This is a genomic window from Geodermatophilus sp. SYSU D00696 (assembly GCF_054050235.1).
Genome location: NZ_JBJGYY010000002.1, coordinates 64,595 through 90,125, shown reverse-complemented (window position 1 = coordinate 90,125; position 25,531 = coordinate 64,595). Strand labels below are relative to the sequence as shown.

The 25,531-nt window shown below is 75.6% G+C and carries 26 protein-coding genes, 2 tRNA genes and 1 other RNA gene; 10 read left to right on the top strand and 19 right to left on the bottom strand.

Annotated features, from left to right (window positions below; genetic code table 11):
• The first annotated feature begins 37 nt into the window (after positions 1-37).
• Genes ACI79O_RS02075 through ACI79O_RS02065 form a run of 3 tightly spaced genes read left to right on the top strand, consistent with a single transcriptional unit; the run spans position 38 to position 2,452 of the window.
• Positions 38-1,045, top strand: a complete 1,008-nt coding sequence (locus ACI79O_RS02075) for a pirin family protein (RefSeq protein WP_456891530.1) — start codon at positions 38-40, stop codon at positions 1,043-1,045.
• Between the two features lie 10 nt (positions 1,046-1,055).
• Positions 1,056-2,027, top strand: a complete 972-nt coding sequence (locus tag ACI79O_RS02070; RefSeq protein WP_456891528.1) for a pirin family protein — start codon at positions 1,056-1,058, stop codon at positions 2,025-2,027.
• Positions 2,024-2,452 carry a PPOX class F420-dependent oxidoreductase gene (locus tag ACI79O_RS02065; RefSeq protein ID WP_456891526.1) on the top strand — a complete coding sequence of 143 codons (429 nt, stop codon included), beginning with the start codon at positions 2,024-2,026 and terminating at the stop codon, positions 2,450-2,452. Before ACI79O_RS02070 ends, ACI79O_RS02065 begins: the two co-directional genes overlap by 4 nt.
• Positions 2,453-2,494: 42 nt before the next feature.
• On the opposite strand, the gene ACI79O_RS02060 is transcribed toward ACI79O_RS02065, so the two are convergent.
• Positions 2,495-3,241 (bottom strand): VOC family protein, encoded by a 747-nt coding sequence (locus tag ACI79O_RS02060; protein ID WP_456891524.1) that lies wholly within the window; start codon positions 3,239-3,241, stop codon positions 2,495-2,497.
• 98 nt (positions 3,242-3,339) lie between these two features.
• A complete protein-coding gene (locus ACI79O_RS02055; protein ID WP_456913342.1) occupies positions 3,340-5,406 on the bottom strand; it encodes a TPM domain-containing protein in 2,067 nt (688 codons plus the stop codon).
• A gap of 123 nt (positions 5,407-5,529) precedes the next feature.
• Here ACI79O_RS02055 and ACI79O_RS02050 point away from each other — a divergent pair, with 123 nt between their 5' ends.
• Positions 5,530-5,886 (top strand): Rieske (2Fe-2S) protein, encoded by a 357-nt coding sequence (locus ACI79O_RS02050; RefSeq protein WP_456891522.1) that lies wholly within the window; start codon positions 5,530-5,532, stop codon positions 5,884-5,886.
• Positions 5,887-5,928: 42 nt separating this feature from the next.
• Here the strand turns inward: ACI79O_RS02050 and ACI79O_RS02045 are convergent, their stop codons facing one another.
• From ACI79O_RS02045 to ffs, 10 genes are all read right to left on the bottom strand, one after another.
• A complete protein-coding gene (locus ACI79O_RS02045) occupies positions 5,929-7,068 on the bottom strand; it encodes an ABC transporter ATP-binding protein (protein WP_456913239.1) in 1,140 nt (379 codons plus the stop codon).
• Complete coding sequence (locus tag ACI79O_RS02040; protein ID WP_456913238.1) at positions 7,065-8,135, bottom strand: ABC transporter ATP-binding protein; 1,071 nt, start codon at positions 8,133-8,135, stop codon at positions 7,065-7,067. Before ACI79O_RS02040 ends, ACI79O_RS02045 begins: the two co-directional genes overlap by 4 nt.
• 4 nt (positions 8,136-8,139) lie before the next feature.
• Entirely contained in the window at positions 8,140-9,081 is a 942-nt protein-coding gene (locus ACI79O_RS02035; RefSeq protein ID WP_456891516.1) for an ABC transporter permease, read from the bottom strand.
• Positions 9,078-10,082 carry an ABC transporter permease gene (locus ACI79O_RS02030; RefSeq protein WP_456891515.1) on the bottom strand — a complete coding sequence of 335 codons (1,005 nt, stop codon included), beginning with the start codon at positions 10,080-10,082 and terminating at the stop codon, positions 9,078-9,080. Before ACI79O_RS02030 ends, ACI79O_RS02035 begins: the two co-directional genes overlap by 4 nt.
• A gap of 97 nt (positions 10,083-10,179) precedes the next feature.
• Positions 10,180-11,886 carry an ABC transporter substrate-binding protein gene (locus ACI79O_RS02025; protein WP_456913237.1) on the bottom strand — a complete coding sequence of 569 codons (1,707 nt, stop codon included), beginning with the start codon at positions 11,884-11,886 and terminating at the stop codon, positions 10,180-10,182.
• Between the two features lie 226 nt (positions 11,887-12,112).
• Positions 12,113-12,712, bottom strand: a complete 600-nt coding sequence (recR, locus tag ACI79O_RS02020; RefSeq protein WP_110004524.1) for a recombination mediator RecR — start codon at positions 12,710-12,712, stop codon at positions 12,113-12,115.
• A gap of 32 nt (positions 12,713-12,744) precedes the next feature.
• A complete protein-coding gene (locus ACI79O_RS02015; protein ID WP_456876780.1) occupies positions 12,745-13,083 on the bottom strand; it encodes a YbaB/EbfC family nucleoid-associated protein in 339 nt (112 codons plus the stop codon).
• 60 nt (positions 13,084-13,143) lie between these two features.
• Positions 13,144-15,447 carry a DNA polymerase III subunit gamma and tau gene (locus ACI79O_RS02010; RefSeq protein ID WP_456913235.1) on the bottom strand — a complete coding sequence of 768 codons (2,304 nt, stop codon included), beginning with the start codon at positions 15,445-15,447 and terminating at the stop codon, positions 13,144-13,146.
• Between the two features lie 64 nt (positions 15,448-15,511).
• Positions 15,512-16,189 carry a YceI family protein gene (locus ACI79O_RS02005; protein ID WP_456913234.1) on the bottom strand — a complete coding sequence of 226 codons (678 nt, stop codon included), beginning with the start codon at positions 16,187-16,189 and terminating at the stop codon, positions 15,512-15,514.
• Positions 16,190-16,262: 73 nt separating this feature from the next.
• An RNA gene (gene ffs / locus ACI79O_RS02000) (signal recognition particle sRNA small type) lies at positions 16,263-16,358 on the bottom strand.
• Between the two features lie 187 nt (positions 16,359-16,545).
• Here ffs and ACI79O_RS01995 point away from each other — a divergent pair.
• On the top strand, positions 16,546-17,514 hold the full coding sequence (locus ACI79O_RS01995) for a DMT family transporter (protein WP_456913233.1): 969 nt from the start codon (positions 16,546-16,548) through the stop codon (positions 17,512-17,514).
• Positions 17,515-17,559: 45 nt separating this feature from the next.
• On the opposite strand, the gene ACI79O_RS01990 is transcribed toward ACI79O_RS01995, so the two are convergent.
• Positions 17,560-17,644, bottom strand: a tRNA-Ser gene (locus ACI79O_RS01990).
• A gap of 178 nt (positions 17,645-17,822) precedes the next feature.
• Here ACI79O_RS01990 and ACI79O_RS01985 point away from each other — a divergent pair.
• Both ACI79O_RS01985 and ACI79O_RS01980 read left to right on the top strand, forming a co-directional pair.
• Positions 17,823-18,170, top strand: a complete 348-nt coding sequence (locus ACI79O_RS01985; RefSeq protein ID WP_456891505.1) for a hypothetical protein — start codon at positions 17,823-17,825, stop codon at positions 18,168-18,170.
• 41 nt (positions 18,171-18,211) lie between these two features.
• A complete protein-coding gene (locus tag ACI79O_RS01980) occupies positions 18,212-19,933 on the top strand; it encodes a protein kinase domain-containing protein (RefSeq protein ID WP_456913231.1) in 1,722 nt (573 codons plus the stop codon).
• Positions 19,934-19,988: 55 nt separating this feature from the next.
• Here ACI79O_RS01980 and ACI79O_RS01975 read toward each other — a convergent pair.
• From ACI79O_RS01975 to ACI79O_RS01955, 5 genes are all read right to left on the bottom strand, one after another.
• Positions 19,989-20,076 (bottom strand) — tRNA-Ser (locus ACI79O_RS01975).
• Between the two features lie 10 nt (positions 20,077-20,086).
• Positions 20,087-20,563, bottom strand: a complete 477-nt coding sequence (locus ACI79O_RS01970; RefSeq protein ID WP_456891501.1) for a nucleoside deaminase — start codon at positions 20,561-20,563, stop codon at positions 20,087-20,089.
• A 97-nt stretch (positions 20,564-20,660) separates the two neighbouring features.
• Positions 20,661-21,305 (bottom strand): HAD-IA family hydrolase, encoded by a 645-nt coding sequence (locus ACI79O_RS01965; RefSeq protein WP_456913230.1) that lies wholly within the window; start codon positions 21,303-21,305, stop codon positions 20,661-20,663.
• The gene (locus ACI79O_RS01960; RefSeq protein WP_456913228.1) at positions 21,302-21,790 is read right to left on the bottom strand and encodes a tRNA adenosine deaminase-associated protein; all 489 of its coding nucleotides are present in this window, start codon (positions 21,788-21,790) and stop codon (positions 21,302-21,304) included. Before ACI79O_RS01960 ends, ACI79O_RS01965 begins: the two co-directional genes overlap by 4 nt.
• Positions 21,787-22,449 (bottom strand): O-methyltransferase, encoded by a 663-nt coding sequence (locus tag ACI79O_RS01955; protein ID WP_456913227.1) that lies wholly within the window; start codon positions 22,447-22,449, stop codon positions 21,787-21,789. Before ACI79O_RS01955 ends, ACI79O_RS01960 begins: the two co-directional genes overlap by 4 nt.
• 43 nt (positions 22,450-22,492) lie before the next feature.
• On the opposite strand from ACI79O_RS01955, the gene ACI79O_RS01950 reads away from it, so the two are divergent.
• From ACI79O_RS01950 to ACI79O_RS01940, 3 genes are read left to right on the top strand one after another with little or no spacing between them, the layout of a single operon-like run.
• On the top strand, positions 22,493-22,951 hold the full coding sequence (locus tag ACI79O_RS01950) for a PaaI family thioesterase (protein WP_456876771.1): 459 nt from the start codon (positions 22,493-22,495) through the stop codon (positions 22,949-22,951).
• The gene (locus ACI79O_RS01945; protein WP_456891494.1) at positions 22,948-23,895 is read left to right on the top strand and encodes a prephenate dehydrogenase/arogenate dehydrogenase family protein; all 948 of its coding nucleotides are present in this window, start codon (positions 22,948-22,950) and stop codon (positions 23,893-23,895) included. Before ACI79O_RS01950 ends, ACI79O_RS01945 begins: the two co-directional genes overlap by 4 nt.
• Before the next feature lie 14 nt (positions 23,896-23,909).
• A complete protein-coding gene (locus tag ACI79O_RS01940; RefSeq protein ID WP_456876769.1) occupies positions 23,910-24,143 on the top strand; it encodes a DUF2630 family protein in 234 nt (77 codons plus the stop codon).
• A gap of 79 nt (positions 24,144-24,222) precedes the next feature.
• Here the strand turns inward: ACI79O_RS01940 and ACI79O_RS01935 are convergent, their stop codons facing one another.
• Positions 24,223-25,461 carry a PucR family transcriptional regulator gene (locus tag ACI79O_RS01935; RefSeq protein ID WP_456891490.1) on the bottom strand — a complete coding sequence of 413 codons (1,239 nt, stop codon included), beginning with the start codon at positions 25,459-25,461 and terminating at the stop codon, positions 24,223-24,225.
• Positions 25,462-25,531 lie beyond the last annotated feature (70 nt).

Sequence of the window (25,531 nt, the reverse complement as noted above, 5' to 3'; positions counted from 1 at the left end):
GTCGCCACCAGTTGAGCGCTCAACGAGGAGGCCGGCCATGCCCGCCGTGACCGTCGAGGACACCACCACACTCCCTCGGGTCCCGCTGCCCGCCCCGCGCACCGTCCGCCGCCGGACCCGCTCGGTGACGACGGCGCCCGCCGGCTTCGAGGGCGAGGGGTTCCCGGTGCGCCGCGCCTTCGCCGGTGTGGACCTGCGCGACCTCGACCCGTTCCTGCACATGGACCAGATGGGCGAGGTCGAGTACGCGCCCGGCGAGCCGAAGGGCACCTCCTGGCACCCGCACCGCGGCTTCGAGACCGTCACCTACATCATCGACGGCACCTTCGAGCACGCCGACTCGCACGGCGGCGGAGGGACGATCAGCAACGGCGACACCCAGTGGATGACCGCGGGTGGCGGGGTGCTGCACATCGAGCGGCCCCCGGAGGCGCTGGTGGCCAGCGGCGGGTTGTTCCACGGCCTGCAGCTGTGGGTGAACCTGCCGCGGGCGCAGAAGTGGGTCGAGCCGCGCTACCAGGACCTGCGCGCGCGGGAGTCGGTGCTGCTGGCCAGCCCCGACGCCGGCGCCCTGCTGCGGGTCATCGCCGGAGAGGTCGGCGGGCACACCGGCCCGGGCTCCACCTACACGCCGATGGCCATGGTGCACGCGACGATCGCGCCCGGCGCCACCCTCGACATCCCGTGGCGGCCGGACTTCAACGCGCTGGTCTACGTGCTCTCCGGCGCGGGCTCGGTGGGCATCGACGGGGCGCCGGTGCGCACCGGGCAGCTCGCCGTCCTCGGCCCCGGCGACACCGTCACCGTCCGCGGCGCGGTGCACCAGGAGTCGCGGACCCCGGCGCTCGACGTCGTCGTCCTGGGCGGCCGGCCGATCCGCGAGCCGATCGCCATGTACGGCCCGTTCGTCATGAACACCCGGCAGGAGCTCGTCGAGGCCTTCGACGACTTCCGCGCCGGGCGGCTCGGCTCGGTCCCCGCAGTGCGCTCCGCCGCCCCCACCGTCCCGCACGCGGGGGTCCACGGCGAGGCCGGACAGGAGTAGGAAGCCGGTCATGAGCGACACCGAACCGCGGCCGGTCCCGCGCGAGCTGGGCGGGCTCGACGGGACCCCCGCGGGCCCGGCCCTCGACCTGCTGCCCGGCCGCGAGGTCGTGCTCGGCCCCGGTACCCCGGTGCGGCGGCTGCTGCCCACCCTCGGCCGGCGGATGGTCGGCGCCTGGGCGTTCGTCGACCACTACGGCCCCGACGACGTGTCCGGCAGCGCCGGCATGCAGGTCACCCCGCACCCGCACACCGGGCTGCAGACGGTGTCCTGGCTGATCGAGGGCCGGGTCCACCACCGCGACTCCCTGGGCAGCGACGTCACGTTCGGCCCGCGCGAGCTGGCGCTGATGACCGCCGGGCACGGCATCGCGCACGCCGAGCAGTCGCCGGTGCCGCACCCCCGGTTCCTGCACGGCGCGCAGCTCTGGGTGGCGCTGCCCGACGCCACCCGCGACACCGCGCCGGCGTTCGAGCACCACACGACCCTGCCCGGCACGACCTCCGACGGGCTGACCACCACGGTGCTCCTGGGCTCCTTCGCCGGGGACACCTCGCCGGGCACCGCGCACACCCCGATCGTCGGCGTCGACCTCGACCTCGTCGCCGGGGCCGACGTCGAGGTGCCGCTCGAGCCGGCCTTCGAGCACGCCCTGCTCGGCGCCGCGGGCGGGGCCGACGTCGAGGGCGCGCCGCTGGGCCACGGGGCGATGCTCTACCTCGGCACCGGACGCCGGTCGGTGCGGATCCGGACCGACGCGCCCGCCCGGCTGCTGTTGCTCGGCGGCGAGCCGTTCGAGGAGCGGCTGGTCATGTGGTGGAACTTCGTCGGCCGCTCCGGCGAGGAGATCGTCGAGTACGCCGAGCGGTGGAACGCCGAGGACGAGCGGTTCGGGATCGTCCCGGGGTTCACCGACGACGAGCGCCAGCTCTCGCCGGCGCTGCCGTCGGTGCCGCTCAAGGCCCGCGGGAGGGTGCGATGACCGTCGACGACCGCATGCTCGACTTCGTGGCCGGGCGCCGCTGGGGGGTCCTCGCCACGGTCAAGCGCGACGGCCGGCCGCAGGTGTCCAACGTCGGCTACGCCTACGACGCCGGGCAGCGGCTGTTCCGGGTGTCGGTGACCGCCGACCGTGCCAAGACCCGCAACCTCCAGGCCGACCCGCGGGTGACCCTGCACGTCTCGTCGGACGACTTCTGGACCTGGGTGGCCGTGGAGGGCACCGCGGAGCTCACCCCGGTGGCGGCCGACCCGCACGACGCCACCGTGGAGGAGCTGATCACCTACTACCGCGGCGCCTCCGGCGAGCACGGGGACTGGGACGACTACCGCCGGGCGATGGTGGCCGACCGCCGCCTGGTGGTCCGCTTCCGTCCCGAGCACACCTACGGCCAGGTCCGCGGCTGAGGGAGGACCTCCGGCAGCGGGTCCTCCCTCAGCACGACGACGTCACTGCATCACAGAGAAGGCCGCGCCCCATGGGTCGGTGACGACGGCGAACCGGCCGAACTCGGTGTCCTGCGCGGCCATGGTGACCTTCCCACCGGCGGCCTCGACGGCGGCGACCGTCTCGTCGGTGGACGCGACGGAGAAGCAGGTGGTCCAGCCCTTCGGCGCCCCCGGGGTCACGCCGCCGAGCCCGCCCAGCGGGCGCTCGTCGGTGGCGAAGGTCGCGTAGCCGCCCATGCCCTCGAGCTCGTCGAAGCGGAAGCCGAACACCGCGGAGTAGAAGGCCTGCGCGGCGGCCGGGTCGTCGACGGCGGCGTCGTTCCACGCCAGCGAGCCGGGCTCGTTGTGGACCTCGGCGCCGGTGTGGGTGCCGGCCTGCCACAGGCCGAACTGGTTCCCCTGCGGGTCGCGCGCCACGACCATCGTGCCCATCGGCCCGACCTCCATCGGCTCGACGACGACGGTGCCGCCGGCCGCGCGGATGCGGTCGCAGGTGGCCGCGGCGTCGCTCGCGGCGAAGTACGTCGTCCACGAGGGCGAGGCGCCCGGCTCCATCAGCGGACCGAGGCCGGCGGCCTGGCGCCCGTCCTTGAGCGCGTTGACGTAGCCGCCGAACTCCGGCGAGTCCGCCGTCCACTCCCAGCCCAGCAACGAGCCGTAGAAGGACTTGGCGGCCTCGACGTCGGCAGCGCCGTAGTCGACCCAGCAGGGAGTGCCGTCGGGCCAGGGGGTGTTCCGGGTGGGCATGGTTCCTCCTCGGGGTGGGGAGGGCACCGTCCCACCGGGCACCGACACTCCGGCAGACCCCTCGTGTGCACTTCCGCGGAAGTGCACACGAACGGGCGTCAGAAGCGGCCGCCGCCGGACCGGCCGCGGCTGCGGGAACCGCCGAAGCCGCCGCCGCGCGGCCGGCCCCCGCCGCCGAACCCGCCACCGCGCCCGCCACCGAGCCCCCCGCCGAACCCGCCGCCGTAGCCGCCGAACCCGCCGCCGCGCATGCCCCCGGCGAGGATGCCGCCGAGCACGAGACTGCCCAGGTCCACCCCACCGCGGCCGCCGTATCCCCCGCCGTGGCCGGGCCCGTGGCCGGGCCCGTAGCCGGGCCCGTAGCCGCCGCCGTACCCACCGCCGTAGCCCGACGACCAGGCCGACACGTCGGACTGCGCGTACTGCAGCGCCTGCTGGGCGAGCTGGTCGGCCAGCTGCGCCTCCTGCAACGCGGCCTGGGGATCCGAGCCGCCGATCCCCCCCGCGGCGTCGAGGTGGCGCTGGGCCTCGGCCAGCCGAGTGCGTGCCTCGGGCCCGACCGCGCCGCGCCGGGTGGCGACGAAGTCGGCGGCCGCGGCCACCGTCGACCGGGCGCGCAGCAGGGTCTGGTCCAGCGCGGCGGCCGCCCGGCGGGCACGGGTCTGCGCGTCGCGCGCCACGGCCAGCGCCTGCTCCAGCGCGAGGTCGGCCTCCTCGAGCCGGCGCAGCGCGGTGAGCGGGTCGGGCAGCGCTCCCCCGACGACGGCCATCGCCTCGTCGGCGGCGGCCAGCCCGGCCTCGGCGCGGGCGACCTGCGGCCGCAGCCCGCCGGCGTCCCCGGCGGCCACCAGCGCGCGGGCCTCGGCGAGGTCCTCCTCGGTCTCGGCGCGGACGGCGGGCAGGCGGGCGGCCGCGTCCTCCAGGTCGCGCTCGAGCCGGCCCACGGCGTCGAGCAGCGTGCCCACCTGGGCGGCGGCGTCCTCGGCCGCGCGCAGGTCGCCCACCGCCTCCCCGGACCGTCCGGCGTCCAGCGCGGCGCGGGCCTCCGCCGCCTCGTGCTCGGCGGCGGCCAGCCGGGCCCGGGCCTGCTCGACGTTGTCCGCGACCGGCGCCAGCGCGGCGGCCGCGTAGCGCTGCCGCAGCCGGGCCAGCCGCTGCTCGTCCTGGGGGAGCCGGCCGTGCAGCGCGGTGATCCGCGCGGCGAGCCCCTCCAGGACCTGGGGCGCGGTCCGCTCGAGGTCGCGCAGCTGCTCGAAGGCCTGGGCCTGCTCGTCGAGCCGGGCGTCGGCGGTCGAGGTCAGCTGCAGGATCTCGGCCAGCAGCGCCCGCCGCGTCGGCTCGTCCTCCGGCACCTCGTCGTCGAGCCGCTGACGGAGCGAGAACGCCCGGGTCAGCTCCTGCCGCGACTGCCCCAGCGCCTCGGTGAACCCGGCCACCGCCGCCTCGCCGTACTGCAGCCTGGCGAAGTCGAGGTCGAGCTGCGAGGTCTTCACCGCCTCGTCGAGGTCGAGCAGCGCGGCACTGGCCCGGCCCTGCAGCTCCTCGGTGGGCACGCCGGCGTGCGGGTCGGGCCGCTCCAGCCGGGTGGCCGGCGGTGGCTGTGTCCCGCGCCGGCGCCGCGAGCGGGACACCAGGTAGGCACCGGTGCCGACGACCGCGACCCCGCCGAGCACCGCCGCGGTCACCGCGCCGGACCCGCTGTCCGACCCGCCCGCGCCGGAGGAGCCGCCGATGCCCTCGGCGAAGGCCACCGCCGCCCCGCCCCAGTCGTCGGCGGCGAGCTCGGGCTCGACGTCGGTGGCGAGGAACGAGTCGATCTCGTCGGTGTTCTGCGGGAACGCGTCGTCGACCCAGTAGCCGTACTGCCGGTCGCCGACGGCCACGGCGAGCAGCACGTCGGTCCGGCCCAGACCCGAGGCCTCCGCCGTCTGCAGGGCCCAGTCGCCGGAGCGGATGCCGTCGAAGGAGGACACGTAGACGACGAAGACCTGCGTGCCGTCGTCGGCCTGCCGGTCGTCGACGGCCTGTTGGACCCGGGCGGCGTCCCCGCCGAGCACGCCGGCGACGTCGGTCACCTCACCGGGCACGGAGAACGGCTGCTCGGCCAGCGCCGGGCCGCCGCCGGCGAGCACGAGGGCCGCCGCGACCGCGAGGACTCCCACCATCCGGCGCACGGACCGACCCTAGGTCGGGCACGAGGGAGTCGCCGCCGGAGCGGCCGCCCAGGGTAGGACGCGCACCACCGGGTAGTGGGCTCCCGACCGCGCCCCGAGCCCAGGAGGACCCCCGTGAGCCAGTCCGACCGCATCCCCGCCGACCGGCTGCCCCCGGGGACGGTGGGCCGGGCCGGGAAGTGGGCCGTCGTCAACCGCGACGGGGAGTACTCCGCCCTCTCCCGCCGCTGCCGCCACCAGCTCGCCGACCTGTCGGAGGGGTCACTGGACGCCGACGGCTGCCTGGTCTGCCCGTGGCACCAGGCGCGCTACGACGTCCGCACCGGGGACATGGTCGAGGGCCCGCGCGGCTTCCTCGGCTACCACGGGCCGACCCCGGGCTACACCCAGCTCGTCCGCGGCTACGCGCACCTCCTGCGGCTGCGGGTCAGGAAGGCGCTGCGCCGCGGCGACGACGTCGTCGTGGAGTGAGGCCTCGCGGGCACCTGCCGCGCGCCCGCAGGAGTGGTGCGCTCAGCGCCACTCGATCGGCTCGTCGACGCCCTGCACCAGCGCGTCGGACTCCGGGTTGGCCACCCCCGTCGGGCGCACGCTGACGCCCTGGGTGGCGGCCACCTCCTCGGCCGACCGGGGCTGCAGCAGGCCGTCGCGGATCTCCTCGGCCCAGTGGCAGGCCACCAGGTGCCCCGTGCCCAGCTCGCGCAGCGCCGGGACCTCGTCGTCGCAGCGGGTCTCCTGCCGCCAGGGGCACCGGGTGTGGAACCGGCAGCCGCTGGGCGGGTTGGCCGGTGAGGGGAGGTCGCCGGCCAGCAGGATGCGCTCGCGGCTCTCCTCGACCACCGGGTCGGGCACCGGGACGGCGCTCAGCAGCGCCCGGCTGTAGGGGTGCAGCGGCTCGGCGTACAGGACGTCGGAGGGCGCCTGCTCGACCAGCGACCCCAGGTACATGACGCCGACGACGTCGCTGATGTGCCGCACCACGGCGAGGTCGTGCGCGATGACCAGGTAGGTCAGACCGAGCCGCTCCTGCAGCTCCTCGAGCAGGTTGACCACCTGCGCCTGGACGCTGACGTCGAGCGCGGAGACCGGCTCGTCGGCGATGAGCAGGTCGGGCTCGAGCGCGATGGCGCGGGCGATGCCGATGCGCTGGCGCTGGCCGCCGGAGAACTCGTGCGGGTAGCGGCGCAGCGCCGCCGAGGGCAGCCCGACGGCGTCGAGCAGGGTGCGGATCCGCTCGGCGATGCCGCGCCTGCCGCCGCCCAGGCCGTGCGCGTGCAGCGGCTCGGACAGCAGCGACTCGACGTTCTGCCGGGGGTCGAGGCTGCCCAGCGGGTCCTGGAACACCATCTGCATCCGGCGGCGCATCGTCCGCAGCGGCTCACCCTGGAGCGAGGCGACGTCGGTGCCGTCGAAGACGACCTTCCCCGCGGTGGGCTCGACCAGGCGCAGGACGGCGCGGCCGAGCGTGGACTTGCCGCAGCCGGACTCCCCCACCAGCCCGTAGGTGGTGCCGCGGTCGATACTCAGGTCGACGCCGTCGACGGCGCGGACGTGGCCCACGGTGCGGTCGACGACCAGGCCGCGCTTGATCGGGAAGTACACCTGCAGGCCCTCGACCCGCAGGAGGGGGTCGGCGGCGGGGACGGCGGTCATCGGGCGGCTCCGGACGCGGTGGCCCCGGCCGGGGACCTCGGGTGCTGCAGGGGGTGGCGGCAGCGCAGCTCGCGGCCGGGACCGTCGTCCTCGAGCGCCACGGTGCTGCCGGCGACCTCGGTGAGGCAGTCGTCCTGGGCGTTGTCGCACCGCGGGGCGAACGCGCACCCCTCGGCCCAGGGGATGACGTCGCGGGCGGAGCCGCGGATCGGGTGCAGCGGTGCGCCGCGGGCCCCGTCGAGCCGTGGCACCGAGGCGAGCAGCCCGCCGGTGTAGGGGTGGCGGGGCCGCGCGAACAGATCGTGACGGTCGGCGGACTCGATGATCCGGCCGGAGTACATGACGTGCACCCGGTCGCAGAGCCCGGCGACCACGCCGAGGTCGTGGGTGATCATCACCAGCGCTGTGCCCGAGTCGACCACCAGCTCGCGGAGCAGCTCGAGGATCTGCGCCTGGATGGTGACGTCGAGGGCGGTGGTCGGCTCGTCGGCGATGAGCAGGCGCGGGGCGCACGCCAGCGCCATCGCGATGAGCGCCCGTTGGCGCATGCCGCCGGAGAGCTGGTGCGGGTACTCCTTGAGCCGGCGGCCGGGGTCGGGGATGCCGACGCGGTCGAGCAGGCGGGTGGCCTCGTCGGCCGCCTCCTTCTTCGACATCTCCCGGTGCTCGAGCAGGACCTCGGTGACCTGGGTGCCGATGGGCACCGTGGGGTTCAACGACGACAGCGGGTCCTGGAACACCATGGCCATGTCCGCGCCGCGCAGCCGGCGCAGCGTCCGGTCCGGGGCGCCGATCAACTCCTGGCCGTCCAGCCGCACCGAGCCGCCGACCTGAACGCCGCGGCTGGGCAGCAGCCCCATGACCGCCAGCGAGGTCACCGACTTGCCGCAGCCGGACTCCCCGACCAGGCCCACGGTCTCCCCCGGCGCGACGGAGAAGCTGACCCCGTCGACGGCGCGGGTGGACTGCTCGCCCCTGCGCGTGAAGGTGACGGTGAGCCCGTCGACGTCGAGGACGGGGGCACCGGGGGCGCCCGCGTCGCGGGACGGCATCGACTCGATGGTCACCCGGTCACCTCCGGAACTTCGGGTCGAGGGCCTCGCGCAGTGATTCGCCCAGCAGCGTGAAGCCCAGGGCGACGACGACGATGCACAGGGCCGGGTAGATGGCCAGCTCCGGCCGGATGGACAGGAACGCCTGGGCGTTGGACAGCATGGCGCCCCACTCGGGACGGGCGAGATCGGGGTCGCCCAGGCCGAGGAAGGACAGCGCGGCCGCCTCGATGATCGCCGTCGCCAGCGACAGCGTCGCCTGGACGATCACCGGCGACAGCGAGTTGGGCAGCACGTGGCCGAAGACGATGCGGCCGCGGCGGACGCCCAGGGCCCGCGCGGCGAGAGCGTAGTCGCTGTCGCGCTGGGCGAGCATCGACCCGCGCAGCAGCCGGGCGAAGACCGGCACCTGGGTGACCGCGATGGCGATCATCAGCGCCCACTGGTTCGCCCCGAGGAGCACCGAGATGCTGATGGCCATCAGCAGGCTGGGCAGCGACAGCAGGATGTCGACGAACCGCATGACGACGGTGTCCACCCAGCCGCCGAACGCACCCGCCAGCACGCCGAGCGCCATGCCGACTGCGGCGCCGAGCAGCGTGGAGACCACGCCGATGAGCAGCGACTGCCGGGACCCGACGATCAGCCGGCTGAGCAGGTCGCGGCCGAGGTTGTCCACGCCCAGCGGGAAGCCCTCGCGGCTGCCGGGGATGGAACCCGGCCGGATCTCGCTGAGCAGGTACTGCGTCAGGGGGTCGCGCGGGGCCAGGAGCGGGGCGAAGGCCGCGACCAGCAGGAAGACGACGACGATGATCGCGCCGGCGATGGCCACGGGGTCGCGCCGCAGCCGGCGGAAGGCGCTGCGGGTCAGCGAGAGGCCGCCCTCGCCCTCGGGCACCTGACCCGCGCGGGCGGCGAGCTCGTCGATGCGCCGCCGCCGGACGTCGCCGACCGCGGTCATCGGACGCGCACCCGCGGGTCGAGCAGGCCGTACGAGATGTCGACGAGCAGGTTAATCAGCACATACATCACCGACAGCATGAGGATGAAGCCCTGGAGGACGGCGAAGTCCCGGGCGAATATCGAGTCGAAGATGGCCGAGCCGACGCCGCCGAACGCGAACACGGTCTCGGTGAGCACTGCACCGGAGAGCAGGAGCCCGGTCTGCAGGCCGATCGTCGTCGACACCGGCAGCAGCGCGTTGCGCAGGACGTGCCGCCGCCGGACGGTCGCCGTCGCCAGCCCCTTGGCGTTGGCCGTGCGCACGTAGTCCTCGTTCACCACGTCGAGGACCGAGGCCCGGGTGATCCGCACGATGATCGCCAGCGGGATGGTGCCCAGCGCGATGCCCGGCAGCACCAGGTGCAGGAAGGCGTCCCAGGCGGCGTCCCACTCCCGGGTGAGCAGGCCGTCGAGGACGTAGAAGTTCGTGACGCGGGTGGCGTCGATGCGCACCTCCTGGCGTCCCGAGCCGGGCAGCCAGCCCAGCTCCACCGCGAACAGCAGGCGCAGCAGGTAGGCGAGGAAGAAGACCGGGATCGCGACGCCGAGCAGCGAGCCGATGACCGACGCCGAGTCCAGCCAGCTGCCGTGCTTGCGGGCGGCCAGGTAGCCCAGCGGGATGCCGACGCCGATCGCGAACACCATCGCGAAGACCGTGAGCTCGATGGTGCCGGGCATCCGCTCGAGGAACTCCTCGGTGACCGGGCGCCCGGTGCGGGAGGAGTTGCCGAAGTCGAGCTGGACGGCGCGGCCGAGGAAGCGCAGGTACTGGACGTAGAGCGGCTGGTCGAGCCCGAACAGCTCGTTGTAGCGGGCGATCGCCTCGGGTGTGGCGCGCTCGCCGAGGGCGGCCTGGGCCGGCCCGCCGGGCAGGGCGCGCAGCCAGGCGAAGAGCAGCACCGACAGCCCCAGCAGGATCGGGATCAGCTGGAGGAGCCGCCGGACGATGAAGCGGAGCACGCGCTCGGGTCACCTCTCCACGACGGGGCACGACCGGACACGGGACCGGCCGCGCCGGGACAGGACGGGCCTGCCCCGGCGCGGCCGGCGGTGGAGCTCAGTCGCTGATCGACACCGTCGAGAAGACCTCGGCGGTCAGCGGGCTGGGCTCGAGGCCCTGCACGTTCTCGGCGACCGCCAGTGCCGGCGGGGAGTGCGAGATCGGGACACCCGGCAGGTAGTCCATGATCAGCCGGTTGGCCTCCTGGTAGAGCTCGGTGCGGCGGCTCGCCTCGGGCTCCTGGTCGGCCTCGGCCAGGGTCTGGAAGATCTCCGGGTTGTTGAAGGCCCCGAACTCCGCCTTCGCCAGGCCGTCGGCCTTCGCGGCGAAGAACGTGCCGATGAAGTTGTAGGCGTCGTTGTAGTCGCCCGTCCAGCCGAGCAGGTGGATGTCAGCGCCGCCGGCCTGCGCGACGTTGAGGTAGTCCGGGCTCCACGGCAGCGCGGTCGGCTCGATGGTGAACCCGGCGTCGGTGAGGTTCTGGTTGATCACCTGGAACATCGCGGCCGGGTCCGGCAGGTAGGGCCGGCTGACCTCGGTCGGGTAGAAGAACCGCAGCGTCGTCCCCTCGGCACCGGCCTCCTGGAGCAGCTGGCGAGCGCGGTCGGGGTCGTAGTCGTAGGTGGTGACGTCCTCGGTCCACCCGTCGACGGTCGGCGGCATGAACTGGGTGGCCGCCTCGGCGCCCTCGGGCAGCAGCGAGTTCACGATCGTCTCGCGGTCGATGGCGTGTGCGATCGCCTGGCGCACCCGGATGTCCTGCAGCGCCGGGTTGGCGCCCGAGTCCGGGATGCCCCCGCCGTTGATCCCCAGGTAGAGGACGTTGAACGGGTCACGGACCAGGATCTGCAGGCCCTCGTCCTCGAGGGTCTGGTAGTCCGCCGGGGCCACGAAGTCGTAGGCGTCGATCGAGCCGGCCTGCAGCTCCTGCCGCCGGGCGTTCCCGTCGGGGATGGCGCGGAAGATGATCTCGTCGAGCAGCGCGGCGTCGCCCCAGTAGTCCTCGTTACGGACGATGGTGACCTCGCCGTTGCCGCGGTCCCAGCTCTCGAACCGGAACGGACCGGTGCCCACCGGGTGCTCCAGGGCGTAGGCCGGATAGGTGAGCGCGTCCTCGCTGCCGGAGAGGTTGTCGGCGTCGTACTCCTGGAGCGCGGTCGGACTCGCGATCGAGAAGGCGGGCAGGGACAGGGCGGCCGGGAACTTGCTCGTCACCCGGTTGAGTCGGATCACCGCGGTGGTCTCGTCGGACGCCTCGCACCCGGCATAGATGTTGGGGGTCTCCGGCGTGCTGGCGAAGCCCCCGAAGACGTCCTGGTAGTAGGTCGAGGCGCTGGGGCTCTGCGCCAGCCCCTCGAAGTTGAACCAGCGCTCGAAGTTGAAGCAGACCGCCTCGGCGTTGAAGTCGGTGCCGTCGTGGAACTGCACGCCCTCGCGCAGGCTGAAGGTGTACTCGAGCCCGTCCTCGCTGGCCTCCCAGTCCTCGGCGAGAGCCGGAACGGGGTCCGTGCCTCCGGGCTCGTTGGTCAGCAGCCCCTCGTAGATCTGCCGGATGACCCGGAAGGTCTCACCGTCGCTGGCGAAGGCCGGGTCCAGCATCACGGGGTCGGAGGTGGCACCGAAGACGAGGGTGCCGCCGGACTGTGCCTCGCCGCCCTCCCCGCCGCCGCCGGAGTCCCGGTCGCTGGAGGCACATGCGGCCAGGGTGACGGCCGTCAGTGCGGCCGCCGAGGCGGCCAGCACTCGCTGTGGTCGACGCTGCATCGCGGGAGACCTGCCTTCTCGGCCCGGTGCTGGGCCGGATGAGATCCGGAGTGGTCGGCCGTCCGGAGCAGGACCTCCGGACGGCGTGCACAGGGACCCTAGGTCCGGCCTGTGACCGCGATGACAGAGGGAGGGGTTTCGACACCGATTCGAGACCTGACACCGTTCCCCCGCAGGTCACCCGCCGTTCACGACGAGTCAGGTGACGTGCCGGCGGGGTCCCCCCTCAGGCGTCGATGCGGCGGCGCCCCTCGAACGCGCGGCCCAGCGTGATCTCGTCGGCGTACTCGAGGTCACCGCCCACGGGCAGACCGCTGGCCAGCCGGGACACGGCCAGGCCCAGCGGGCCGACGAGCCGCGCGAGGTAGGCCGCGGTGGCCTCGCCCTCGAGGTTGGGGTCGGTGGCGATGATCAGCTCAGTGACGGTGCCGTCCATGAGCCGGGTCATGAGCTCCTTGACCCGCAGGTCGTCGGGGCCGACGCCCTCGATCGGGCTGATCGCCCCGCCGAGGACGTGGTAGCGGCCGCGGAACTCGCGGGTGCGCTCGATGGCGACGACGTCCTTGGGCTCCTCGACGACGCAGATGACGTCGTCGGAGCGGCGCGGGTCGCGGCAGATCCGGCACTGCTCGCCCTCGGCGACGTTGTAGCAGGTCACGCAGAAGCGGACCTCGGCCTGCACGCGCTGCAGCGCCGCGACCAGCCGGCCGACGTCGGCGGACTCGGCGGCCAGCAGGTGGAAGGCGATGCGCTGCGCGCTCTTGGGCCCGACGCCGGGCAGGCGGCCGAGCTCGTCGATGAGGTCCTGGACGGCCCCCTCGTACACAGTGCTCCTCGGGGAGAGACGGGAGGCGCCGGTCAGGCGCCGGGCAGCCCGGGCATGCCGGGCATGCCGCCGGCCAGCGGGCCCATGCGGTCGGCGGTCAGCTGGTCGACCAGGCGGGAGGCGTCGCGGACCGCGGCGACGACGAGGTCCTGCAGCGTCTCGAGGTCGTCGGGGTCGACGGCCGCGGGGGCGATGGTGACGGCGGTCAGCTCGCCGCTGCCGGTCATCGTGGCCGTGACCAGCCCGCCCCCGGCCGACCCGGTGACCTCCTCGCTCGCCAGCTGCTCCTGCGCGGCGGCCAGCGCCTGCTGCATCTGCTGGGCCTGCGCGAGGATCGCCTGCAGGTCGGGCTGACCACCACCGGGGAACATGACCCGAGCGTAGGCCGGGGAGCCGACATCCGGCGGGACGTGCGGTGGGCGGCCCGGCGCTCAGGAGTCGACCGGGCGCGCCCCCAGCTCGGAGCGCAGCAGCGCCAGGGCCGCCTGCTCCGGGTCGACGGCGGGCACGTGCTCGCGCTCGCCGCCGCCCTCGGACTCCTCGGCGGCTCGCTGGGCCAGCAGCTCGCGCGCCTCGGCGGCCTCGGCGGCGCGCGCGGCCTCACGGGCGGCCTCGCGGGCGCCCTCCGGGGTCGCGCCCGGCGACGGTGACCGGCCCGCCGCGCCCTCGACGACCGCCTCGACCTTCCACCGCACGCCGAGCAGCTCGTTGAGCGCCTCGCGCAGCACGTCCTTGTTGAGGTCGTCGCCGATGCGCCGGGCCAGCGCCGGGGACGCCGTGGACAGCGTCAGCACCCCGTTGGCCAGGTCGTGCACCTGCGCGTTCTTCAGCAGCGCCTCGGTCGTGCGCTTGTGCCGCTTGACGACGGCGAGCAGCTCGGGCCACACCCGGCGGACGTCGCTGGTGGTCAGCGTCCCGTCGCCCCCGGTGCCCGCCCCGGGCGGGTTCGCGGACACGACCGGGGTGGGCTCGCCGCCGCGCGGGGCGGGTGCCGACTCGGCCGCCGCGCGCGGCGGTGCGGCGGGCGGCCGCGGCTCGGCCACCCGGGCGGCGGCGGCCCGGGCCGCGGCCGGCTGCGCCGGGTGCGGCCAGTCCTCGTCGTCGGTGGGCTCGGGCGGCAGCGGGATGTCCGGCTCGCCCTGGGCGACGCGCGGGCCGGGCCGGGCCGCCGCCGGGGCCTGCCCGGGCCCGGCTGCCGGTGCGGGCGCGGGACCGGCCGAGCCGGGCGGCGTGGTCTCCGGCCAGTCGTCGGCCGCGGGCGACGGCGCGGCCGGGGCCGGACGGGACCCGCCGGAGCCCGGCGGGGTGGTCGCCGGCCAGTCGTCACCGGCGGCCGGCGCCGTGGCCGCGGGCGCGGACGGCGTCGACGGCTGCGGCGCGGGAGGCGCCGCGGGCTGGGGACCGGACGGCGCCGCGCCCGCCGGGGCGGCCTGCGCCCGCTGGGAGGGCCGGACGTACTCCCGCCGCGCCCCTCCGCCCCGCTCGGCCGGCGCCGGCTCCTCCCGGACGGGCGCCGGGCGCGGCGCCTCGCGCACCGGGACGTCGGCGGCCGCGGGGGCTCCGCCGTCGCCGGCGATCGACAGCCGCCGCTCGAGGCGCTCGAGCCGCTGCAACGTGGCGACGGCCGAGTCGTCGGTGGCCGGCAGCAGCATCCGGGCGCACACGAGCTCCAGCAGCAGCCGCGGTGCGGTCGTGCCGCGCATCTCGGTGAGCCCGGCGTGCACGGTGTCGGCCAGCCGGGACAGCGTCGCCGACCCCAGTGCCCGCGCCTGCTGGGCCATCAGGTCCAGCCGGTCGGGCGGGCAGTCGAGCAGGCCGTTGCCGCCGGCCTCGGGCACGGCGTCGAGGACGATGAGGTCGCGCAGCCGGTCGAGCAGGTCGGTGGCGAAGCGGCGGGGGTCGTGCCCGGCCTCGACGACGCGGTCGACGGCACGGAAGACGCCGGGCGCGTCGGAGGCGGCCAGCGCGTCGATGGCCTCGTCGAGCAGGGCGTCGTCGGTGACGCCGAGCAGGCCGACCGCGTCGGTATAGGTGACGCCCTCGGACCCGGCGCCGGCCAGCAGCTGGTCGAGGATCGACAGCGAGTCGCGCACCGAGCCGCCACCGGCGCGTACGACCAGCGGGAACACCGTGGGCTCGACCTGCACGCCCTCGGCGGCGCAGGTCTTCTCGAGCAGGCCGCGCAGCGTGGTGGGCGGCACCAGCCGGAACGGGTAGTGGTGGGTGCGCGAGCGGATCGTCGGCAGCACCTTGTCCGGCTCGGTCGTGGCGAAGACGAAGACCAGGAACTCCGGCGGCTCCTCGACCACCTTGAGCAGGGCGTTGAAGCCCTGCGTGGTGACCATGTGCGCCTCGTCGACGATGTAGACCTTGTAGCGGCTGCTCACCGGGGCGAAGAAGGCGCGCTCGCGCAGGTCGCGGGCGTCGTCGACGCCGCCGTGACTGGCCGCGTCGATCTCGATGACGTCGAGCGAGCCCGGGCCGTCGGGCGCCAGCGCGACGCAGGACCCGCACACCCCGCAGGGTGTCGACGTCGGCCCCTGCTCGCAGTTCAGCGACCGGGCGAGGATGCGCGCCGACGACGTCTTGCCGCAGCCGCGCGGGCCGCTGAACAGGTAGGCGTGGTTGACCCGGCCGCCGTCGACCGCGTTGACCAGCGGGGTCGTCACGTGCTCCTGGCCGACCACCTCGGCGAAGGTCGCCGGGCGGTACTTCCGGTAGAGCGCCAGAGCCACGCGGCGAGGTTACGTGGCGGGGACGACGTCCCGGGGACACCGGGACGCCGCCCGTGTCACCGGGTCAGGGCGACATGGCCAGCCGGAGCAGGAACTCGACCTGCCCGCGGTCCTCGACGCGCACGAAGCCCAGGTCGGGCGCGGTGATGCCGTGGTCGGCGAAGACCACCGGCACGGCGCCGGAGACCTCCACCCCCTCGGCGGTGCGGACGACGGCGAGGTCGGTCTGCACCTGCCGGGTCTGCCCGCGCAGGGTCAGGTCGCCGGTCACCGGGACGGTCACCGGCGTGCCGGAGAGCTCGGGCAGGTCGACCGGGCCGCGGACGGTGAACGTCCCCGTCGGGTGGGTGTCGGCGTCCATGACGTTGCCGCGGAAGTAGGAGTCCCGCTGACCGATGTCGGTGCGGATGCTCGCGACGTCGACCGAGACCTCCGCCGACGCCAGGTCCCCGCCCTGGATGACGACGGACCCGGTGACCTGGTCGGTGGTGCCGGCGACGGTGACGTTCGCGCCGTTGAGGACCTCGTCGACGCGGTAGCCGGCCGAGGACCCCGGGGTGACCGTCCAGGTGCCGTCGGTGTCGGGGACCAGCTCGACGTCGGAGGGCTGTGCCTGCACGGTCGGCGCGGCGGCGGCGTCCTCCCGGGACGCGGCGTAGAGCAGGGGCCCGATGCCGAGCCCGAGGGCGAGGAGGGCGAGGACGCCCCCGACGATCCACCAGGTGCGACGACGACGGGCCATGACCGCTCCTCTCCTTGACGGTTCAAGGATGCTGGCCCGTCAACCTGGGAACCGGCTGTGAGCCGCCCGGGAAAGAAGGGACCCCCCGCGCACCCGCCAGAGCCCGCTTATCCTTGCTGCCTTCCGGCCCTGGGGAGGTTCACAGGGTGACGCCACACGAGGGGTCTGCCCACCACTGTAGAGGACGCCGGCCGCTACGCTCCCAGGGCATGACGCCCCGGCGCGCCCTCGTGCTGCCCCCGCCCCGCTCCTGACCCGGAGCACCGCGGGCTGATCCCCGTGGCCGGTACCCGCCGGCCGCCGCTGCGCCGTGCTCCGGACCGCTGCCCCGTCCGGAACCAGCGCCCAGGAGCGTCATGTCCTCCCTCCCGTCCTCCCGCAGTTCGTCCTCGTCGTCCCGGCGTGGGTCCTCGTCGTCCCGGCGTGGGTTCGTCTTCGTCGTCCTCGCGGCCCTCTGCTGGGGCACCGCCGGCCTGTCCGGCCGCGTGGTCGCCGACCGCACCGGCCTGTCCGCGCTCGACATCGCCTGGTACCGCCTCGCGATCGGTGCGGTCGCCCTGCTCGCGGCGTGGGCGGCCACGACCCGTCGCCGCGGGCCCGCCGTCCCGCTGAGCCGGCCGCTCGCGGCCCGCCTCGTCCTCATCGGGGCCGGCCTCGCCGCATACCAGCTCGCCTACTTCAGCGCCGTCGAGCGGGCGGGCGTGAGCATCGCCACCCTGGTCGCCCTGGGTCTGGCACCGCTGCTCGTCGCCGTCGGCGGCGTCCTGCTCGGCGCCGGGCGGCCCAGCCGGTCGACGCTCACCGCGCTGGGGGTCGCCCTGGTCGGGCTCACCCTGCTGGTCGGGGTCTCCGCGGGCGCCGACACCGGGACGACGGTGCTGCTCGGCGCGCTCACGGCCACCGGCTCGGCGCTCGGCTACGCCGTCGTCACGCTGGCCGGCGGCGGGGTGCCCGCCGGCGTCCCGGTCACCCTCGCCGGGTTCGGCGGCGGCGCGCTGCTGCTCACCCCCGTGGTGCTCGCCGAGGGGCTGGCCGTGCCCTCCGACGGCGTCGCGCTGGCCGTGCTGCTCTACCTCGGGCTGGTGCCGAGCGCTCTGGCCTACGGCCTGTTCTTCACCGGCGTGCGGACGGTCCCGGGCGCGGTGGCCTCGATCGTGACGCTGCTCGAGCCGCTCACGGCGACGGTCCTGGCGACGGCGCTGCTCGGCGAGCGACTCGAGCCGGCCGCCGTCGCCGGCGGGGTGCTGCTGCTCGCCGCGGTCGCGGGGTTGTACCTGCGCGAGCTGGGCCGCCGGGCCCGGCCGGTCCCGGCGACCGGCGCGTGAACGGCGACGGGCCCCGGCGGTCTGCCGGGGCCCGTCGTCGCGGTGCGGAGGATGGGAGATTCGAACTCCCGAGGGGTTGCCCCCAACCCGCTTTCCAAGCGAGCGCCATAGGCCACTAGGCGAATCCTCCCGTGCCCCGATGGTAGCGGGCGGCGCCGCAGGGGTCAGCCGGCGGGCCGCGGGGCGCGGCGCGCCGCCCCGGGTGGTCACCTGCGGCGGTACGGGGCAGGCTGACGAGGTCGGGGAGGCCGGAGCCGGCGCACGGGAGCCGGCACAGCGGGTGAGTGCACAGACCGAGGAGCAGGACGATGAGCGAGCCGGGCCAGGTCCGACCGGAGGTGGTGGACGAGATCGTGGCCGTCCTGCGCGGCGCGGACCCCGCTGGGCTGCCGCCCTCGGCGACGGCGGAGGAGAAGGCGGCGGCCAAGGACCGCTACCTGTCGGAGTTCGCCGCCGAGCGCAGCAAGCGCGACCGCCAGGCCCAGGCCTGGGAGCTGCTGCTCACCCGCAGCTACGACGAGCCCCCGACGTGGGAGCGGCTCTTCGACGACCTGCCCCCCGGCGCCGTCGAGGAGCTCGGCGGGCTCTACGACGTCCTGCCCTCCGGCGCCCAGGAGGAGTACGCCCGCCGGTACGGCGTCCCCAGCAGCGTCTGAGGCAGGAGTGCCGGAGCGCCCGGCTGGGGTAGGGAGCGCCGGTGACCTCGACCGTTCCCGGCCGCCTGGTGGCCGGCCGCTACCGCCTGGTGTCGCGGGTGGGCACCGGCAGCATGGGCGCGGTGTGGCTCGGGCGTGACGAGCTGCTCGGTCGCGAGGTGGCCGTCAAGCAGGTGCTGCTGCCGGCCGGGACCGACCGCGCGGTGGCCGACCAGCAGCGCCAGCGCGCGCTGCGCGAGGGCCGCATCGCCGCCCGGCTGACCCACCCGCACGCGATCTCGGTCTTCGACGTCGCGCTCGAGGACGGCGTCCCGTGGCTGGTCATGGAGTACCTGCCCTCCCGCAGCCTCGCCGAGGTGCTGCACCAGGACGGCGTGCTGCGCCCGGAACAGGTGGCCCAGGTGGGCGCCCAGCTGGCCGACGCGCTGGTCGCGGTGCACGAGGCCGGGATCGTGCACCGCGACGTCAAGCCGGGCAACGTGCTGGTCGGCCGGGGCCCGCGGGTCGACGGCCTGGTGAAGATCACCGACTTCGGCATCTCGCACGCCAGCGGCGACGTCACGCTCACCCAGACCGGCCAGATCACCGGGACGCCGGCGTTCCTGGCGCCCGAGGTGGCCCAGGGCAGCGAGATGACCGCGGCCAGCGACGTCTTCTCGCTGGGCGCGACGCTCTACACCTGTCTGGAGGGCGAGCCGCCGTTCGGGATGGACGACAACGCGCTGCGCCTGCTGCACCGCGTGGCCGGCGGCGAGGTCCGCCCGCCGCGGCGTGCGGGGTCGCTGGACCGGCCGCTGCGGCGGATGCTCGAGGCCGACCCGGCGCGGCGTCCCTCGATGGGCGAGGTCCGCGACGAGCTCGCCCGGCTGGCCGCCGGGCGCGACGGCGACCCGACGACGGTCCTGCTGGCCCGCACCGCCCTGGGCGCCTCCCCGAGCCGCACCCGCACCGCGCAGCTGTCGCCCGACCCGCCGCTGCCGGTCGGCCCGCCCCCGGAGGTCGTCGACCCGCCGACCCCCGTCTCGCCGGCGACGCTCGTGGGGTCCCCGGCCACGGACCCTCCCACCGTCGAGCCCTCCCCCGCGGCGCCCCCGGCCGCGGACCCGCCCCGGCCGGAGCGGTCGGGACCGCTCGTGGGCCCGCGGCGGAGACGGCGCCGTCCGCTGCTCGTCGTCCTGGCTGTCGCGCTGGTCGCCCTCGCCGCCTCGGTGGGCACCTGGCTGGCGACCGGCGGGAACGACGACCCCGGCGGGACGTCGGCCGGCGCCGACGGTTCCTCGTCGGCCCCGGCGAGCGGGACGGAGGAGCCGGCCGCGGACCCGTCATCGGGATCCGCGCCGACGGCGGGGGGACCGCCGGCCACGGAGGCCTCCCCCACGTCGGAGAGCGAGCCGGTCTCCGAGAGCCCGGCCGAGGACCCGGGGCAGGAGAGCCCGGCGCCGGCGAACCCGGCCACCGAGGCCCGGGAGACCCTCGAGCAGTACTACGCGCTGCTGCCCGATGACGCGGCCGGCGCCTACGAGCTCACCGGGCCGACCCTGCAGTCCCGCGCGAGCCTGGGGTACTACGAGGACTTCTTCGGCCGCTGGTCGGAGGTCAACCTGCTCGAGGTGCGCGACGTCACCGACGCGGGCGACCGCATCACCGCCACGACGCGGGTCGAGTTCCTCAACCCCGGCGAACGGCTGGTCGAGACCCACGCGGTGACCTTCGTCCGCGGCGAGGACGGCCGGCTGCTCATCGACCTCGACGTGGTCGCCTGAGCCCGGACGCGACGACGGCGGCGCCCCGGGGAGGACGCCGCCGTCGTCGCGCTGCTGGCGGTGGCGGTGGGATTTGAACCCACGGAGGCTTGCACCTCACACGCTTTCGAGGCGTGCTCCTTCGGCCGCTCGGACACGCCACCGTCGGACAGACTACAGGCCCCGCTGACGGCGGAAGAACGCGCGTAGGAGCGCGGCGCTCTCCTCGGCCCGCACACCCCCGGTCACCTGCGGCCGGTGGTTGAGCCGGCGGTCGCGGACGACGTCCCACAGCGACCCGGCGGCCCCGGCCTTGGGGTCGTCGGCGCCGTAGACGACGTGCGCGACCCGGGCCAGGACGCTCGCACCGGCGCACATCGTGCAGGGCTCGAGGGTGACCACCAGCGTGGCGCCGGTCAGCCGCCAGCCGTCGCCGTGCACGCGCGCCGCCGCGCGCAGCGCCAGCACCTCGGCGTGGGCGGTGGGGTCACCCAGCCGCTCCCGCTCGTTGGCCGCCTCGGCGAGCACCCCGCCGCCGGGTCCGAGGACGACGGCGCCGATCGGCGTGTCACCCCACTCCTGCGCGGCGGCGGCGAGCTCCAGCGCCCGCGCCATCGCCGCGTCGAGGTCGTCCGGTCCCGGGGCCGTCACGGCCCGCCGTCCCGGGGAGGTGTCCCGCTGACAGTCGTGCTCTGCACACAGTGGTGTGCAGAGCACGACTGCCCGCGGAGGAGATCGTGCCCGGCGCTCACGTCAGCGGGAACCCGACCAGCGCGGACAATTCGGCCAGCGCGGCCGCGGGGTCGGTCACCTTGACGGTGTGCATCCCCAGCGCCCGGGCGGGCTTGAGGTTGATGCCGAGGTCGTCGAGGTAGGCGCAGTCGGCGAACGCCAGGTCCCGCCCGACCGCCTCGTTCAGCCGCGCCAGCGCCCGCCGGTAGATCTCCGGCTCGGGCTTGCGCACCCCCTCGATCGAGCTCTCGACGACGGCGTCGAACAGGTCGAGCAGTTCGGCCAGCCGCCCGGTGCGCTCCATCGGTGCCACGTTGTTCGACAGCATCCCCAGCGGCAGGCCCGCCGTCCGCAGCCGCCGCACGGCCTCGACCATCTCCGGGCGGATCTCGCCCGACAGCGCGGCCAGCACCCGGCGGGCGTCCACCCGGTGCCCGGCGGCCAGCGCCTCGGCCTCGAAGGTGTCGACGAACCCCTCGACGTCGAGCTCGTTGCGCTCGAACCGCGCCCAGGCGTTGGTGTCGGGGTCGGTGCTGTTGAGCCGGCGGATGAGGCCCTCGGGCAACCCGGCCTCGGCCTCGTAGGCGGCGAAGGCCAGCATCGGGCTCTCGGTGATCACCCCGCCGAGGTCGAAGACGACGGCGGAGACGCGAGCGGTCACCGTCCCACCGCGGCGGCCAGCTCGTCGGCGAACCCCAGCCGGGCGGCGATCTTGGCAACCATCTCGTCGGCCCACAGGTCGTCGGCGGTCACGATCGGCCGCAGCTCGTCGGCGGGCAGCCCGTCGTCGGCGAACACGTCGAGGTCACCTCCGGGCCAGCCGGTCTCGTCGTCGTCGAAGGCGCCGTCCTCGTCCACGGCGATCCCGTAGCGCTCGACCACCTCGGCGCCGAGCACCCACTCCTGCATCGTCGCGTCCGAGATCAGCGCCCGGACCATCCCGCCCGGGCCGTGCCGCAGCACGACGAAGTACAGGCGCGAGTCGACGACGACCACGAACGGTGCCGGCCAGGGGCCCGGCTCCCCCAGCGCCCGCTCGAGCACGGGCAGCTCGGCACCGGCGTCGGCGGCGAGCAGCTCGACCTGCCAGCGGTCCGCGGCGCGGCTGACCCGCACCGCCCAGCTCCCGCCCTCCGCGCCGCTCATCGCCGGCGCAGCAGGGTCAGGCCGTCGGCCACCGGCAGCAGCACGGTCTCCCAGCGCGGGTCGCCGGCCAGCGCCGCGTTGAGCGCCACCACCGCGTGGTCGTCGTCGGAGCGGGGATCGAGCACCCGGCCGCCGCGCAGCGTGTTGTCCAGCAGGACCAGCCCGTTGGGCCGCATCCGCGGGTGGAGCTCGTCGACGTAGGCCTGGTAGCCGGTCTTGTCGGCGTCGACGAAGGCGAGGTCGAACACGGGCTCACCGGGGAGGGCGCGCAGGGTGTCCAGCGCCTCGCCCAGCCGGACCTCGATCCGGCCGGCGACCCCGGCCCGCTGCCAGTACCGCCGCGCGATCGCCGTCCACTCCGCGTTGCGGTCCAGGCAGAGCAGCGAGCCGTCGTCGGGCAGGCCGCGGGCGATGCACAGCGCCGAGAGGCCGGTGAAGGTGCCGATCTCGATCGCCCGGCGGGCAGCCACGGCCCGGGTGAGCAGCTGCATGAAGACGCCCTGCTCCGGGGCGATCTGGAAGGTCGGTGACACCTCGCCGCGCTCGGCCAGGGCCGCGGTCTCGGCGACGAGGTCGGCCACCACCTCGTCGACCGGCTCGGAGCTGGCCCGCACGTAGTCGGCGAGCTCCGGCGTGAGGAGGAACGAGCGCGGCGTCATGCCACGCGCCTGGGGCACGGGGAGTGCGGCATAGCCTCTGATCATGGCCGATCCCGCCCCGGACCACGGTGCCCAGGTCGACGGCGCCCGGGTCGATCCCGCGCTGGCCGCCCGGCTCGCCGCCGACCCGCTCGCGGACCTGCTGGGCATCGTCCTCGAGGAGGTCCGCCCCGGGTACGCCCGTGCGGGCATGACCGTGGGCCCGCGCCTGCTCAACGCCGTCGGGACCGCGCACGGCGGCGCGACGATGGCGCTGCTCGACGTCGTCCACGCCGCGGTGGGCAACAGCCACGGCGTCGTCGCGGTCGCGCAGGACGTGCACACCGAGTTCCTCGCCCCCGGCCGGCCCGGCGAGCGGCTGGTGGCCGAGGGCACCGAGCTGCACCGCAGCCGGCGCACCGCCGTCTACCGGATCGACGCCCGCGGCGAGGACGGCCGGCTGGTGGCCACCGCTCTGGCCCGGGTCTTCCGCACCGACCGCACCTGGGGGACGCCGGAGTGAGCCTGCCGGTCCCGACGATGCCGCGTCCGCCGGTCGGCGTCGTCGGCCTGGGGCAGCTGGGCGGCTCGCTGGCCGCCGCCCTGGTCGCGGCCGGCCGCGAGGTCCGCGGGTGGGACGTCGACCCCGATGCCCGGGAGGCCGCCGCGGCGCGCGGTGTGCAGGTGACCCGGGAGCTGACCGGCGTCGTCGTCCTCGCCGTCCCGCTGCCGGTGCTGGCCACGGCACTCGACGGACTCGACGTCGACCCGGCCGCCACCGTCACCGACCTCGGCTCGGTGAAGGCGCCGGTGCTGGCCTCGGTGGGTGCCGCGCTGGGCGGACGGTTCGTCGGCGGGCACCCGATGGCCGGGACCGAGCGCTCCGGTCACGCCGCCACCGACCCGGCGCTGTTCCGCGGCGCCCGGTGGGCGCTGTGCCTGGAGCCGGGCACCGAGCTGCCCCGCTGGCTGCGCGCCGCCGAGGTGGCCCTCGACGCCGGCGCCGAGGTGGTGCCGGTGACCGCCGCCGACCACGACGCCGCCGTCGCCGCCGTCAGCCACGTGCCGCACCTGCTCGCCGCGGCGCTCGCCGCCGCCGCCGGTGCGGCCGGGCCGCTCGCCCTGGCGCTGGCCGCCGGCAGCTTCCGCGACGGCACCCGGGTCGCCGGGAGCGACCCGGCGTTCGTCACCGCGATGGTCGAGGGCAACGCCGGGCCGACGGCGGCCGCGCTGCAGCGGGTCCTCGACCAGCTCGAGCGCCCGTGGCCGGAGCTGGTGGCCGCCGGACACGCGGTGCGTGCCGGGCTCCCGGGTGGCGACGCCGGCCGGCGGACCGTCCGGGTGCCGCTGGACCGGGCGGCGCTGCTGGCCCTGGGCCGGGCCGGCGGGGCGGTCACCCGCCGGCTGGCCGCCTTCGTGGAGGGCTGGGTGCCGGAGAGCCGGCCGGGTTACGCCGCGGAGACGTAGGGCAAGGTGCGGGCATGGACGACGACGAGATCCGCCACCGCATCGACGCACTCGCCGACGAGGAGCGCCTGCTGAGGGAGAGCGGGGAACACACGGCCGAGCAGCGGGCCCGGCTCCGGCAGATCGAGGAGGAGCGGGACCAGCTCTGGGACCTGCGCCGTCAGCGAGACGCCAAGCGGCAGTACGACGAGGACCCCGACACCGCCGAGGTGCGGCCGAAGTCCGAGGTCGAGGGCTACCTCCAGTAGCAGCAGGAGGACCCCCTCGCCCCCCACCCCTCGCGAGCTCGGGGCGGGGCCTCTGCGAGGGGGCCGTTCCCGTCCCCAGCTATGCGGAGTCGCGGACCGGCCGGCGGCCTCCCGCGTCGTGGTGGCCGGTGCCCAGCAGCGCCAGCTGCCAGAGCAGCCGCGCCCGCGGGTCGGTGGGCTTGCGGCCGGTCACCGACTCGATCCGCCGCAGCCGGTGCATGACCGTGTTGCGGTGGCAGTACAGGAGGTCGGCGGCGCGGGTGGGTGAGCCGTCGGCGTCGAGGAAGGCCGACAGCGTCTCCAGCAGCACCTCGCGCTCGTCGCCGGGCAGCTCCAGCAGCCGGCCCAGGGTCTGCCCGACCAGGCGCTCGGTGATCTCCGGCGAGTTGGACAGCAGCGCCTCGGGCAGCCGCTCGTCGATGGGGACGACCCGGGCGGCGCCGGCGGGCAGCGTGCGCGCGGCGGTCTCCGCCAGCCGGTAGGCGCCGGCCACGCCCGCCGCGCCGTCGACGACGGCCGACACCCCCACCGGGCCGGTGGCCAGTCCCCCCAGCCAGCCCAGCAGCTCCGGGAGCCGGCGGGCGCCCAGGGCCACGACGCCCACCAGCGCCTGCGACCGCGTGGCCCAGGCCGAGCGGATGCCGCGCTTGAGCAGCGCCGACACCGCGTCGGGCAGCGGGCACGACCCGTCCTCCGCCGCGGGCGCGACGACGACGGCGAGCCGGCCGGACAGCGGGACGGCGAGCAGCTCGGACGCCGTCCGGACGAAGGCCGGGTCCCCGCCGCGGCCGTCGAGCAGGCCGTGGACGAGCCGCTGCTGCTCGGCGGCGTCGAGGCCGGTGCGCCGGCGCTCCTCGGCGCGGTAGCCCGCGGCCACCGCGCTGCACTCGCGGTCGTTGGTGCGCCAGAGGGACCCGGCCACCTCGAGCAGCAGGCCGTCGTCGTGGCCGGCGCACTGGCGCGAGGCCGCGACCAGCGCCTCCCAGAGCACCTGCCCGCCCAGCCGGTAGCCGCGCAGCACCGCCTCGAGCGGAACGCCCTGGGTGGCCCGCAGCCGGCCGACCTCGGCGGCCGCGGCGGCACCGGCCTCGCGCTCGGCGACCGAGCCCTCCGAGAGCAGCGCGCGGACGCCGACGGCGAGGTTGCCCTTCAGGGAGGCGTGCATCGCCGCGGGGTCGGCCTGCAGCGCCTCCCGGTAGGCCGGCTCGGTGCGCACGAGGATGTCGACCATCCGGTCGGTCATCCGGTCGAGCTCGGTGAGCAGCACCGGCGCGAGCTCCGCCAGGCGGCCGGCCACCGCACGCTGGGTCGCCTGCACGTGATCACCTCCGGTAACGCACTGCTGACAGCACAACAGCTGGCACCGATCACTGTGCGGTCAGCCCATT

Coding starts and splice junctions, on each gene's coding strand:
- ACI79O_RS02060 (WP_456891524.1), bottom strand. CDS start 3,241: ATGCCCACCCGGAACACCCCCTGGCCCGACGGCACTCCCTGCTGGGTC.
- ACI79O_RS01960 (WP_456913228.1), bottom strand. CDS start 21,790: ATGAGCGGCGCGGAGGGCGGGAGCTGGGCGGTGCGGGTCAGCCGCGCC.
- ACI79O_RS02035 (WP_456891516.1), bottom strand. CDS start 9,081: ATGACCGCGGTCGGCGACGTCCGGCGGCGGCGCATCGACGAGCTCGCC.
- ACI79O_RS02065 (WP_456891526.1), top strand. CDS start 2,024: ATGACCGTCGACGACCGCATGCTCGACTTCGTGGCCGGGCGCCGCTGG.
- ACI79O_RS02055 (WP_456913342.1), bottom strand. CDS start 5,406: ATGGTGGGAGTCCTCGCGGTCGCGGCGGCCCTCGTGCTCGCCGGCGGC.
- ACI79O_RS02025 (WP_456913237.1), bottom strand. CDS start 11,886: ATGCAGCGTCGACCACAGCGAGTGCTGGCCGCCTCGGCGGCCGCACTG.
- ACI79O_RS01985 (WP_456891505.1), top strand. CDS start 17,823: ATGAGCGAGCCGGGCCAGGTCCGACCGGAGGTGGTGGACGAGATCGTG.
- ACI79O_RS02015 (WP_456876780.1), bottom strand. CDS start 13,083: ATGTTCCCCGGTGGTGGTCAGCCCGACCTGCAGGCGATCCTCGCGCAG.
- ACI79O_RS01940 (WP_456876769.1), top strand. CDS start 23,910: ATGGACGACGACGAGATCCGCCACCGCATCGACGCACTCGCCGACGAG.
- ACI79O_RS01955 (WP_456913227.1), bottom strand. CDS start 22,449: ATGACGCCGCGCTCGTTCCTCCTCACGCCGGAGCTCGCCGACTACGTG.
- ACI79O_RS01995 (WP_456913233.1), top strand. CDS start 16,546: ATGTCCTCCCTCCCGTCCTCCCGCAGTTCGTCCTCGTCGTCCCGGCGT.
- ACI79O_RS02075 (WP_456891530.1), top strand. CDS start 38: ATGCCCGCCGTGACCGTCGAGGACACCACCACACTCCCTCGGGTCCCG.
- ACI79O_RS01950 (WP_456876771.1), top strand. CDS start 22,493: ATGGCCGATCCCGCCCCGGACCACGGTGCCCAGGTCGACGGCGCCCGG.
- ACI79O_RS02005 (WP_456913234.1), bottom strand. CDS start 16,189: ATGGCCCGTCGTCGTCGCACCTGGTGGATCGTCGGGGGCGTCCTCGCC.
- ACI79O_RS02070 (WP_456891528.1), top strand. CDS start 1,056: ATGAGCGACACCGAACCGCGGCCGGTCCCGCGCGAGCTGGGCGGGCTC.
- ACI79O_RS02045 (WP_456913239.1), bottom strand. CDS start 7,068: ATGACCGCCGTCCCCGCCGCCGACCCCCTCCTGCGGGTCGAGGGCCTG.